The sequence below is a fragment of the Nocardia sp. IBHARD005 genome (assembly GCF_052814245.1).
In genome coordinates this window covers 939,423-951,775 of record NZ_CP199935.1, presented here as the reverse complement: position 1 = coordinate 951,775, position 12,353 = coordinate 939,423, and the positions used below count along the sequence as shown (strand labels likewise).

Genomic DNA, 12,353 nt, shown 5'->3' with positions numbered 1-12,353 from the left:
GATTACTCGTGCTGTTCACTGGCAACGGCCGACGAACGGTCGACATGCATGCGAACAGTCGGCGCATAGGTGCACCGCCGCTCAAGCTTACCGGGCCGGGCGGTCTGTGGCAAAAGTGCCCCGAACCGTACACCTCGATCGCGCCTCGTGCCGAACAATCCGGCAGGCTGGGGGCGTGCGATCAGAGGTCCGCGTCGAGAGCTGAGGCGCCGACCACGGGGCGGGGGTTGTCGCGTAAACTCCACGGCGTCGGAGAAGTGGGTCGATCAGATCGGGGGACCCTGGTGAGCGAGGCGTGCCGGTGAGCCGCAACAACGACAGCCTCCCCATGCTGCCGCCGTGGCTGTCGGAGAGCGACGTCACACAGGTCGGTTACGAGGCTCCGGTCGAGAACCTGCCCCAGGACGACGAGATCGATGAGGCACCCAAACGCCGCCGCTTCATGGGCCGTGGTGACGATGCTGCGCGCAAGGACAAGGGCAGGCGCCGCCGCAAGGATCGCGAGTCCGAGGAAGAAGCCACCGCACGTCCGGCCGAACCTGTCGACCAGCGACGCCCTGCCGAGCAGGCCCCCCAGTCCGGTTCCGGCTGGGCCACCCCGCAGCAGCCCGCGGACCCGCTGATTCCCGGGCCCTCCCACCAGCAGCCGCGCGGCGAAGAACAGCCACGTCAGCAGCCCACCTACGACCAGCCGCCCCACCAGGCCGCCCAGGGTCAGGGGACGTACCAGCAGCCCACCCAGGGTCAAGGGTCGTTCCAGCAGCCCACCCGCGAGCAGCCCCCACACCAGCAGGCAAGCCGCGAGCCGCAGGCGGGCCGCGATGCGTCGCAGTATCAGCAGCCGCACCAGCAGGCTGTGCCCGAGCAGCCGAGCACGGGCTGGCAGGCCGGCCCGAACCCGCTGACGCCACCGACCAGCGCACCGCCGTCATCGACCGAGCCGGCACCGCGGCCGGACGCCCACGGTTCGTCGCCCATCCCGGGGCCTTCGGCGGCGGATCCGGCCCCGTGGGCCGGCGGCCAGGCGTCGTCGACCAGCTCGGCCCCCTGGCCGACTGGTCAGCCACCAGCAGATCCCGCGCCGACCTCCGCTGGCGCGCCGCTCCCGTCTTCGCCCACCAGCGGGCATCCGCACGCCGGGCCTGCCACACCCGCGTCGGCCACCGAGGCGGCCGATCACGCCGCGAACGCGCTCCCGACGCGCACGCCCGCAGCGCCGTCGACCGGCTTCACCGCGCTGGGCCCGAACCAGCAGCGCCCCGACCTCCCACCGCCCCCTCCCCTGCCGGACCCGCCCGCGCGGCCGACCCAGGCCCCACCACGCCTGACCGTCCCGCCCCCGCCGATCACCGCCGAGCAGCGGCCGGTCGCCGCGGACCGGGACGTCGAGCAGGCAGGCCACGCGGCACCCCAACCGGTGCCGCCTCGCGAGGAAGCCGGACAACCCACCACCGACACGGGGTCGGCCTCCGCGCGCCGTGCGGCCGAGCAGGAATCACGACCAGCGCCGTCGTTCCATGCGGCCGAGCAGGCCACGCCGTCTCGCCAGGCTGCCGACCAGGTGCCCGAATCAGCCACGGCGACAACACCAGCGCCCCCGGAATCGCAGACGACCGGCGCGCCTCATGCCTCCGGCGGATGGGCGATGCCCGACGAGGACGCACCCGCGAACACCGTCGCCGCCGACAGCGCCGCGCAGCCGACCGCGGCCGAACCGCAGACAGCCAGGGACTCGTTCGCCGATCACGCGCAGTCGCCGACAACGGCAGACCGTGCCGCATCCGAGCCTGCGCCCCACGCGGGGCAGAGGCCGACGACGACCGCCGCGATTCCCGACCCACTGGCGGAAATCGCGCAGGCAGGACCCCGATCCCCGCAGGCTACAAGCGATTCCGCACCGCAGCACCACACGGCGCAGACGCCGCCGGACTACTCGACTCCCGAAACATCCCTTGAAACCGGGCGCTCGGATGCCCGCTCCCCGCACGCCGCAAGCGAATCCGCGCCACCGCACGGGTCGCCTTACAGCTCCGGCGAGTCCGTAGCTCCGCAGCGGCCACCGGGTACCGAGCAGCGGTCGCCGTATGCGTCGGGCGAGAACGCTCGGCCTCCGGCTTATCCTGCGACGCAATACAATTCGGTTCCCGGTGATCCCACGCCGGTCGTACCGGCGCATGCACCGGATGGGCGGACCGAGGTCTTCCGATCCGATGATCCCCGACTGCAGAGCCGTCCGCCTGGCGTTGAGGCGAGCCGGCCGAGTGGCGCGAACGCGGCGGAACAGGCACGCGCCGCGCAAACCGGTTATCGCTCGGGTGAATTCGTGCAAGCGGCCGACACCGCGTCGCCGTATCCCCGCCCGGACGGCACCCCGGCCCAGCACCAGCAGCCCGACGGTCTGCCCACCTACGGTCCCGATGGCGTCGCCCAGCGACCCGACGGCGCGGCACCGCAGTATCGGCCCGATGCCGCTCCCGCGCAGCACCAGTACCCCGACGGCGCTCCCGCGCCGCAGTATCGGCCTGACGGGTCCCCGGCTCCGCAGTACCAACAGCCGAATCAGGGCACGCAGCAACAGTTCCCCCCGAACGGCCCGGCCCAGCAGTACCAGCCCGACGGCTCCCCCGCGCAGCAGTACAACCAGCCCAACGGCCCCGGCCAGCAGTTCCGGCCCGACGGCACGCCCGCGCAGCCGCACAACGGCCCCGGCCACCAGTACCAGCCCGACGGCACGCCCGCGCAGTACCAGCAGCCCAATGCGGCCCCGCAGCAGTATCAGCAGCCGGCCCACGGCCAATCTGGTTGGGGCGCACAGCCACAGGGCCAGCAGCCCTCGCTCGACAACGTCCCGGTCAAGCGCGCCAAGAAGGCCCCGGGCAGTGGTTGGCGCAAGGCCGTGCACCACGCGTCCGGCGGCGCGATCAACCCCGGCATGTCCGCTGAGGAACTGCGCCTGCAGGAACTCGTGGCCCGTATCCGCCAACCCGTGCGCGGCGACTACCGGATCGCGGTCCTCTCGCTGAAGGGTGGCGTCGGCAAGACGACCACAACGACCGGCATCGGCTCGATCTTCGCCTCGATCCGCGGCGACCGAGTCATCGCCGTAGACGCCAATCCCGACTTCGGCACCCTGTCGCAGCGAGTGGCCATCCAAACCCGCTCGACAGTGCGCGACCTGCTGCTCGACCCCTCGATCCAGCGCTACTCCGACGTTCGCAGGCACACCTCCCAGGGCTCCAGCCGCCTGGAAGTCCTTGCCAGCGAACGCGATCCGGCCGCGTCGGAAGCATTCAACGACGAGGAATACCGGGCTGTCGCCCGCATCCTGCAGCGCTTCTACAACATCATCCTCACCGACTGCGGCACCGGACTGATGCACTCGGCGATGAGCGGGGTCCTCGACCTCGCCCACTCCCTGGTGCTGATCTCGTCGGCCGCCATCGACGGTGCCCGCAGCGCCGCCGCGACCCTGGACTGGCTGTCGCTGCACGGCCACGACCACCTGGTCCGCAACGCGGTGGTCGTCATCAACCTGCCCCGCGAGGGCTCACCCAACGTCGGCATCCAGCAGCTGCGCGAGTACTTCCTCTCCCGCTGCCGTGCCGTCCACATCATCCCCTTCGACGAGCACCTCTCCGAGGGCGCCGAAATCGACCTGCACCGCCTGCACAAATCCACCAAGCGCGCCTACGTGGAACTGGCGGCCACGGTGGCCGACGAGTTCGGCGTCGACCACCGCCGCATCGGCTGACCTCGCGCGCTGCGGCTGCCACGCCGCAGCGCCGAAAGAAGGCGGTGAAAGCGCTGTCCAGATCACCTGACGGTGCCCGAGTGGCGGCGGAGCTGGTTCACCACTCCGGCAACCTGCGACGACCGGCCAGCACGTCACGCACCAGGTCGTCGTAGGCGTCGGCCAGTTCGGCCAGGTGGTGCCACGCGCAGTGCAGCAGCTCGTCGTTGGCGGCCAACGTCATCAGGGCATGGTGGGCTCGCACCGAAGCCTCGGCCATGCGGTCGATGACAGAGCCGACTGTCTCGGTGTGCAGCGTCGCGCCGAGGCGGTGCTGCGGTACTCCTCGCAGCACCCAGTCGTCGATCGCCAGCACCAGTTCACTACGGCGACAGTCGATTTCGCGCAGGACTACCGGATCGGTGTCGACCCGTCCGCCGCGCCCGACAATCCGTTTCTCGTGCAGCACGGCCAGATCGCGTGCGAACCAGAGCAGCGGCCCACCGATCACCCGATGTCCGCGACACGCCCGGACGAGAATGTCGGAGAGGGGTAGCAGACCGGTAGCGGCCGGGAGCCCGGCGGTATCGACACACCGCACTGTGTCGGGGAAAGCCATTACAACTGTTGAACTCTCCGAACCAGCCACGTTGCCTCGCCGTCATCGCCGCAGAGCACCGGATCAGGACGTTCATTACAATAAACCTCGCAAGCTTTCTGTCAAGCATTACTCGGCCGTAGGTAACCGATACGAGTACACTTCGTTACCTGCACGACCTACCGAGGAGCATGATGGCGGACGGTCCGACCTATCTCCGGATCGCGAACCTTCTCCGTGAGGAGATCCGTGCGGGCACATGGAAACCGGGCGATCGCCTGCCCAGCCACTCCGAGCTCGCCGCCCAGATGCAGGTCTCGATCACCACCTCGCGCAACGCGATTCAGGTGCTGGTCGCTGAAAATCTTGTCTACACAGCGACTTCCCGCGGCACCATCGTGCGAAACCAGGAAGTACTGGAATCGGTGGTCACCGACCACATCCGTCGCGATCGGCCCAAGTCGGCGCACGACATCTTCGAGGAGATCGCGCGCGCGGCCAACCGCGAACCGTCCAAGCAATTCAGCACCAGAATGGAACCCGCGAACACCGAAGTCGCGCGCTGGCTCGGAGTCGCCGCCGACTCCTGGGTGCTCGCGCGCACGGTCGTGCAGTACCTCGACCACGAACCATGGTCGTGGGAGGTGAGTTTCTACCCCCGCGACCTCGCCGAAGCCGCGGGCATCGACTCCCCCCACGATATCCCCGAGGGCACCACCCGCCGCCTGGCCGACCGCGGCTACGGCGAGACCGCCCACCGCGATACCGTGCTGGCCCGCGCCGCCACCGCCGAAGAAGCGGCGGTACTCGGCGTCGCCACCGGCACCGTCCTGCTCGACCACCTGCGCATCGGCGCCAACCACGAACGCGTCACCCGCGCCACCCGCCACCGTTCCCTGGCAGGCCGCAATCAGCTGGCCTACCAGCTCGGCGACACCACCGGCACCGACGTCATCGCCCGCACCCTCGGCATCGCACCCGGGTTGGCCGTCGCGCTGCCATGACGGTGCGCCTGCGCCCGGCCACCCTGGGCGACCTGCCGCTGATCTGCCGCCTGCGCGTCCAGCGCACGTCGTGGCTGACGGCACGCGGGTCGGATCAGTGGACGGTAGCGGGCCGCGGGCGGCCGATCGAGATCTTCGCCGGTGCGGTCGGGCGGGCGTTGGATCGGGGTGAGACGTGGATCGCGGAGGTGGACGACGAACCTGCCGGCACGATCACGGTCAACCATCGGGCCGATCCGGGGCTGTGGGCGCCGTGGGAATTGCAGGAGTCGGTGATCGTGCATTTCATGATCGTCGATCTGCGGTTCGCGGGGCGCCGGGTGGGTGACCATCTGCTGGCTAATGCGGCGCGATTGGCGGATCAGCAACATCGGCCGTGGGTACGGCTGGACGCTTGGACGACCAACACCGAACTCCATGACTACTACCGCCGTGCAGGTTTCGCGATGGCGCGGATCGCGGGCCCCGGCGCGTGCGGGCCGTCGAAGGCGCTATTCGAACGGCAGACCACAGCATGGCCGCACCGATTACCGCCGAACCTCGCCGAATCTGGTGCTCAGCGGAGGTTCCCAGCGGCCTCTATGCGGGAGTGACTGCGGAGCTCGACGAAGGACACCAGTGCAGAAGATGCTATCGGCCGAATCCGCCAGCACTCACTTCGCTCAGATCCCTCTCGCATTCGCGATCTGCACCATCTCCTTGCCTCGATTGCGCGAGATGAGCATCCCTCTACCCGGTGGCAACTTCTGCGGACGTTCATCCGCGAACAGTTTGCCTTCGTCACGCGGCCCACTCATCATCAACACATCGACGGAGAGATTCTTCATCGCAGCGAGCACCCCATCGAAGAGTGCGCGCGAGACTCCGCCCATGCGGCGGGTGACGATGACATGGAGGCCGATATCTCTAGCGTGCGGCAAGTACTCGACGATCGGCGCCAGCGGATTCTGAAGTCCGCCCCCGCCCACCACCATGTCGTAATCGTCAATCACGATATAGATCTCGGGTCCGGACCCCCAGCTTCTGTCTCGGATCTGTTGGGGTGTGACATCAGCTGGTGCCATCCGCTTCGACAGATAGCTCGCCACCTCGGCGATCATGCCGGTACAGGTCTGCGCAGAAGTGGAGTAGCCGGCCAGCTGCTCCCCTTCGAGCACTCCCAACAAGGTCCGACGATAGTCGACGAGAATTACTCTGGCCTGGTCTGAGGTCGAATAGTCAGCGATGCCGGGGAGAGTCCCCTGGAGTGGTGGGAATCGGATCAGTAGCCCCGCAACAGGTTTCGGGCGTGTCGCTCCCGACCTGAAGGCGGGCCATCGCGTAGTGGTGAACGAGTTACCTACCACAGTGACTCACCCACAGACCCACGAAGGACTACGCGATGACCCACGACCATTCTGCACTGCTGACCCAACTTGATCAGCTCAAGGGCGCCGAAATCGGCACCGTGTTCGCTGAACTGATCCGCGCTGGTTTGCAAGCGTTGATCGAGGCCGAAGCCACCGAAACCCTCGGCGCTGCCCGCTACGAACGCAGCACCGACCGCACCACCCACCGTAACGGGCACCGCACCAAAACCGTGGCCACGACCAGCGGCGACGTCGAGTTGAAGATCCCGAAACTGCGGGCGGGGTCGTTCTTCCCCTCGCTGTTGCAACGCCGCCGCCGCATCGATCAAGCGTTGCACGCGGTGATCATGGAGGCCTACGTCCATGGCGTTTCCACCCGCAACGTCGATGACCTCGTCGCCGCGCTCGGCGTCGAGTCCGGGATCTCGAAATCGGAGGTCTCGAGGATCTGCGCCGGGCTCGACGCAGAGATCGCCCGGTTCCGCGACCGCACTCTGACCCACACCATCTTCCCGTATGTGTTCCTCGATGCCACCTACTGCAAGGTCCGCGTCGGCGCCCACGTCGTGTCCCAAGCGTTGGTCGTCGCGACCGGGGTCTCGATCGACGGCGGCCGGGAAGTCCTCGGCACCGCCGTCGGTGACAGCGAATCGTTCGAGTTCTGGCGCGAGTTCCTGGTCAGCCTGCGTAATCGTGGCTTGTCGGGGGTGCATCTGGTGATCTCTGACGCGCACTCAGGCTTGAAAGCCGCTGTCGCTCAACAGTTCACCGGTGCGGCGTGGCAGCGGTGTCGGGTGCATTTCATGCGGAATCTGCAGGGTGCGGTGGGTTCGAAGCACGTGCCGGCGGTGATGGCGGCGGTCAAGACGATCTTCGTCCATACCGATCCCGAGGAGGTCGCTACCCAGTACGACCAGGTCGTCGAGACCTTGTCTGGGTCGTTTCCGAAGGCGGCGGCGATGCTGACCGCCGCTAGACACGACGTGTTGGCCTTCGCGGCGTTCCCGCGGGCGCATTGGTCCAAGATCTGGTCGAACAACCCGATCGAACGGTTGAACAAGGAAATCAAACGCCGCGCCGACGTGGTCGAGATCTTCCCGAACTCGGCGGCGTTTCTGCGGTTGGCGACCGCGGTCGTGATCGAGCAACACGACGAATGGCAGGTCACCCGCCGCTACGTGTCCGATGTCAGCATGGACGAGCTGCGAGCGGTGATCGTGGCCAAACAACACGCTGCCGAAGCGGTGCCGGCGCTCGCGGAGAGTGTCGAAATCGGCTAGCATTCAACATGACTCGTTGATCACTACGCAGTTTGGCGGTTGATCCGAAGTCCACCACTCCACGGGACACTATCTGATCGGGTGTTTAGCCACATACTCCTGCGTGGCGCTGCGATCGACGAAATGAGGATTCGCGTAGTAGGGCCGGTCCATGACAGGTAGTTTCGGACGGACCGGGGCTTCGGGTGAGGAACTGGAATGTGGCGCGTGCCCTCCAACAGGCTGATGGTCGGGCTGGCCGATTCGCGATTCGGGGCCGGGGTCGTGTGCCCGCGCCGACGTTACAGGATTATCGGCGTCAACAAGGCGAGCCGGAGTACCGTCCGGTTTGAATATGATCGCGTGCGTGGACGCGACATTCGTACCATCAGGCGGGAACCGAAGCGGGCCGCTACCCAATGCCTTGTCAAGGACGACCATGCGGCCGTTCTCATTCGTGATCACATAGGCGTGTGCGCCGACACCGTTCTCATCAGACGGACCGTGAAACTCATCGACCACGATCGCCGTCGCGCCGTTGCCGAGCTCCCCCAAGCGTCCTGCTACCGCTCCATACGTTTCGAACCGTTCCAACCGGCTGCCGGCAGCGTTCTCGAGCTCGGCTGCGGACATCCCTCGTTCAGCGATCGAAGGATCGTTAGGAACCTCGATGTTCTCGTTGCGAGTGATCTCGCGAACCTGACTCAGGGCTTCGGGTGCGCAGTTCTTGACGTCGCTGTGTGGCGGTGCGTCAGGGGTGGCTCGGCAAGCTGCACGCGGTGTTCGGCAACAAGATCATGGTAGCCCTCAGGTATACCGCCGTCACGCATATTGGAAACTGGCTCGCGGCCTCGCGCCGGATCATTCGGCAATGACGCGACCTTGCCCTGCCACGAGTTCGGCTCTTGGTGTCCCGGACGGGCGAACTCGGGCAGCACAGTGTCCTGCAGTCCAGCGGCGATCCGAGCGAAATTTTGCAGCGACTCGCTGGGGCCTTCACCCGGTAAACGAGCGGCGTCAGCGCCTGGAAATGGCGCTTCCTGATATGTGTAGTAGGCGGTATGCGTGTTGATGTTTCCTCGCAGCGTACTAGCGTCCGCTGAGAACTCTGCGGCAACTCGAGTTGCACCGAATGCTGCAATCGATGGGTCCATTCCTTGACCCAACCGACCGCCGGGCAGAAACCGCCCAACACCGCCATCCGTGTTGGCGCCGACAAAGGTGACGGGGTCCTTTGATGAGGTCGCCACGAACACGTTGTCTTTACCGATACCGAAGTCCGTGGCATGATGGAGGGGACCAGCTCCAGGCGAACCCAACAGCGTGATAGTGGAAACATCACCAGACAATCGACCATACTGGCCGGCGTGACTCGTAGTCGTTGAGCCATAGCTGTGCCCGAATAGATGAGTCCTTGGGACATCTGCCCCGCCGAGAGCGGCGGCCTGCAGTCGACGTTCCTGCCCGAAGGCAGCGACATCCCGGGCTAAAAGTTGGCCGCCCTTCTTCGCCAACTCTTGATTTCGCGTCTCCAGAGCAATCCTTGAAACCGCTGGGGGCGTCATAACCGATCCACGCAATCGATGCGATCAACACCGGGTTATGCTTGACATCCAGAAGCGCAGATGTCTCCCATAGATGGTTGAACGCATTTCGGAGATTGGTATCCAAACTGCGGATGGTTGTGGTGATACCGGGGATATGCCAGGAAACACTCGATGCGCGCGCAACGTCACCGAAAGCCACGACTGCCCGTCCTTCACCGTTGAATAGCGATGAATCGTAGGACAGAACATGCACCGGCGGTCGGATCCCAAATTCAGACTCATATAGCGCGGCCCGCTCTTCTACATTGGTCAGCGCGGCAATTGTGTCTTCGAGATTCTTTCGATGCACTTCCGACATCGGTTCGGGCCCACCGAACATTTTGCTCCATAGCCCTTTGGGTCGCTCCGGTGGAGCGTCACCCAGTGCGGCGAGGTCGCGAGCCATTGAGAGTCGGTTGGCCTCGTCACGCACGTGACGAGGAATGCCTCCGTCGGGATTGCCCACCTCATGGGGATGTACCCGAACCATCGCATTTTGTTGTTCTGGAGTCAGCGAACGCCACCACTCGTGGTTTTCATTCGTACGCCTGTGGGTCGACTCGACGCCGAGCACAGCATCGGGGTTGAATTTCAGCTGCGCGAGAAAGTCATCCGATCCTGCTGCTTTGAGTGCCTCGGCGGCAAGGGCACGTTCTCGATCGGTGAGCGGCGGGTCTTCGGGGAGAATCGACTGACGAGGTGCCTGTTCTACGCCTGGACCCTGTGCACCTTGATCCAGATCGCGCTCAGAAGAAGGCGGCAGATCGTCTTGCGGGCTGCGAATCTCACCTTCCACACGACCTGTCGATTGGTCGTTGTTGCCTGCCGTTCGATCGTGGGCATCTCCGGCTGAGTTGTCGGGACGTGCACCGATGCGTGGAAGCTGTCGGTCGGTCGGCTCCGATTGTGGAACAGCGTGCTCGACCACGGCCTCGCCCGCGCGTACGGCTTCCCTGCCATCGATAAGTGGCCGTGCTGTCGCCTCGATGCCAGTGCTTCGAGCGCTGATCGGCGCCACCGAACTGCCACTCTCACGGGCCGGCGCCGCACTGGCCCGCACTTCACCGGGCAGCACCGGCGAAGCTTGGCTAGCGCGACTAGCCGCCGCAGGTTCTGGGCGACTCGCGGTGTTCGGAGTTTCCGCACGTCCGGGAGGAGCCGAGGCTTCGGCTCGCACCGACTTACTCGGAGCGTCTGTTCGCGGAGACTGCGGAGTTGAATCAGCGCGGATCGGCGCCGCAGTCGACTCACCGCGTGGCGAAGCGGCAATGGGGTCAGTTCGGCTGGTGGCGTTTGACACCTCAGAGTGGATGACCGCACTGGGTGACTGCGTTGGCGTAGCCGCGCTGTGGGCGGGAGTGGTTGCAGCGGGAGACTCAGCGTGACCAACGGTATTCGCCGAGTGCCCAGCGACTTCTCCCGAGCCAGGGGCTTGTGGATGTCCGGCGGCAGACTGGCCGTTCGTTGCCGAGTGCGACGGCGTTTCCGCGGCGCCGTTCACCGGCACCGAAGCACCTGCGGAGTCTCGTGGTCCGGCGGCAACTGGTGACTCCGACACACTCGGCTGCGCCGCCTCACGCGCGCCGGGCTGGGCATGATCAGCCGAACCCGGGGCCGACTCGGGTTGGGAAGCGTCACCCGCACGCCCGCTCGACAAGCCCTGCCCCTCGGATGCCTGGTCACCCAAACCTACTGAATCGCCTTGTCGACCTGATGCATCAGGACTTGTGCCTGCCGGCGATGGGTCGGATGGGTTCATGCCGCCCTTCGTCGGCGAGTTACCCAAGGAGTTTCCGGCCATCGGTGCGTCACGGCCGAACGCCGACGGTAGGTGCGACGCACCGCTCGGCAACGCACCCCCGGCGACGCCGGCCGACAGCACCCGTGGATCGAAGTGCCAGTCCCCAGTTACCGCGGCATTTGCCGCCCATCCCGCCAACCCGGCGCCGGCACCCGATACACCTCCGATCAGCAGATTCTTCGATACGGTGGTCAGCGACTTCTGGGCGGCTCCCTCCACCTGCTCCTTGAACAACATCCGACCGCCGACTATGCCCATCGGACCGGCGACCGCACCACCAGCCGCTCCACCGAGAGCAGTCAATCCCAACTGCTTCATGTCGATGCCATCGCGGCGACCGTTGAGAGCTTGATAGCCCTGAACGCCTAGATCCTGAACGGCACCGAGCCCACCACCGATCGCCGCGGTCCGAACAGCGAATTTCAACATCGACGCCGAGGCGAGCTTGGGCACCTCTTTAGCGATCTGTTTGACCGTCCCCGTCGTTATGAACCTGACAATGACCCGACCCAACCCCAAAATCGCGCCCTCAGCAGCTGGCGCTGTCGGCGGAAACAACCACGCGGCTGCGATGTCGGCGGCCAGCATCACCAACGTGGTGTGGAACATCAACTTCGTGTATTCGATTTGAGTACCGGTGCGGTCCGCCGATCCGGCGACACTGTCGAACCACTTCGCCAGCTCGAAAATCGAGCTCTCGCCGGTGCGCAGACTCTGCAGCTGGGCGATCATTTTGTCGCCGCCGTCACCCGTCGGGTAGGCCTGCCGGACCGCGTTCATCGCCGCGACGATTTCCGAATCGACCGACTTCAGATTCGTTGCGGCGCCCTTCCAGTCATCAGCAAGGCCCCACAGCAGATCCTCGTTGCCCTCCGGCCACTGCATCCCGACCAGATACCCAAGGATCCCCGCCAACGGCGGCTCCCAGATCACCGGAGAACGCCCGAAACACGCGACAGCCCCGCTGATCCCGCCATCTGCGCCCCCCGGGCATCGAACCATCTCCACACGAACTGGCTGCGCCCC

Annotated in this window: 9 protein-coding genes; 4 read left to right on the top strand and 5 right to left on the bottom strand. The window is 66.0% G+C overall.

Annotation, left to right across the window (positions count from 1 at the left end; genetic code table 11):
* Positions 1-301: 301 nt before the first annotated feature.
* Positions 302-3,751, top strand: coding sequence for a nucleotide-binding protein (locus ACTWPB_RS04315; RefSeq protein WP_446224418.1), 3,450 nt, complete (start codon positions 302-304; stop codon positions 3,749-3,751).
* Positions 3,752-3,848: 97 nt separating this feature from the next.
* Here the strand turns inward: ACTWPB_RS04315 and ACTWPB_RS04310 are convergent, their stop codons facing one another.
* Positions 3,849-4,349 carry a DUF4254 domain-containing protein gene (locus ACTWPB_RS04310; RefSeq protein WP_446224417.1) on the bottom strand — a complete coding sequence of 167 codons (501 nt, stop codon included), beginning with the start codon at positions 4,347-4,349 and terminating at the stop codon, positions 3,849-3,851.
* Between the two features lie 170 nt (positions 4,350-4,519).
* Here ACTWPB_RS04310 and ACTWPB_RS04305 point away from each other — a divergent pair, with 170 nt between their 5' ends.
* Together ACTWPB_RS04305 and ACTWPB_RS04300 are read left to right on the top strand one after the other, a co-directional pair.
* The gene (locus tag ACTWPB_RS04305) at positions 4,520-5,332 is read left to right on the top strand and encodes a GntR family transcriptional regulator (RefSeq protein ID WP_446224416.1); all 813 of its coding nucleotides are present in this window, start codon (positions 4,520-4,522) and stop codon (positions 5,330-5,332) included.
* Complete coding sequence (locus tag ACTWPB_RS04300) at positions 5,329-5,925, top strand: GNAT family N-acetyltransferase (protein ID WP_446224415.1); 597 nt, start codon at positions 5,329-5,331, stop codon at positions 5,923-5,925. The genes ACTWPB_RS04305 and ACTWPB_RS04300 overlap by 4 nt, the downstream gene beginning before the upstream one ends.
* Before the next feature lie 69 nt (positions 5,926-5,994).
* Here the strand turns inward: ACTWPB_RS04300 and ACTWPB_RS04295 are convergent, their stop codons facing one another.
* Positions 5,995-6,489, bottom strand: coding sequence for a hypothetical protein (locus tag ACTWPB_RS04295; RefSeq protein WP_446224414.1), 495 nt, complete (start codon positions 6,487-6,489; stop codon positions 5,995-5,997).
* Between the two features lie 224 nt (positions 6,490-6,713).
* Between ACTWPB_RS04295 and ACTWPB_RS04290 the strand changes: the two genes are divergently transcribed.
* On the top strand, positions 6,714-7,961 hold the full coding sequence (locus ACTWPB_RS04290) for an IS256 family transposase (protein WP_446224413.1): 1,248 nt from the start codon (positions 6,714-6,716) through the stop codon (positions 7,959-7,961).
* A gap of 69 nt (positions 7,962-8,030) precedes the next feature.
* On the opposite strand, the gene ACTWPB_RS04285 is transcribed toward ACTWPB_RS04290, so the two are convergent.
* The 3 genes from ACTWPB_RS04285 to ACTWPB_RS04275 all read right to left on the bottom strand — a co-directional run bounded on the left by ACTWPB_RS04285 (position 8,031) and on the right by ACTWPB_RS04275 (position 12,260).
* Entirely contained in the window at positions 8,031-8,573 is a 543-nt protein-coding gene (locus ACTWPB_RS04285) for a hypothetical protein (RefSeq protein WP_446224412.1), read from the bottom strand.
* A gap of 71 nt (positions 8,574-8,644) precedes the next feature.
* Entirely contained in the window at positions 8,645-9,391 is a 747-nt protein-coding gene (locus tag ACTWPB_RS04280; protein WP_446226229.1) for an alpha/beta hydrolase, read from the bottom strand.
* Positions 9,279-12,260: a WXG100-like domain-containing protein gene (locus ACTWPB_RS04275; protein ID WP_446224411.1), complete on the bottom strand. Its 2,982-nt coding sequence runs from the start codon at positions 12,258-12,260 to the stop codon at positions 9,279-9,281. Before ACTWPB_RS04275 ends, ACTWPB_RS04280 begins: the two co-directional genes overlap by 113 nt.
* Positions 12,261-12,353: the final 93 nt, after the last annotated feature.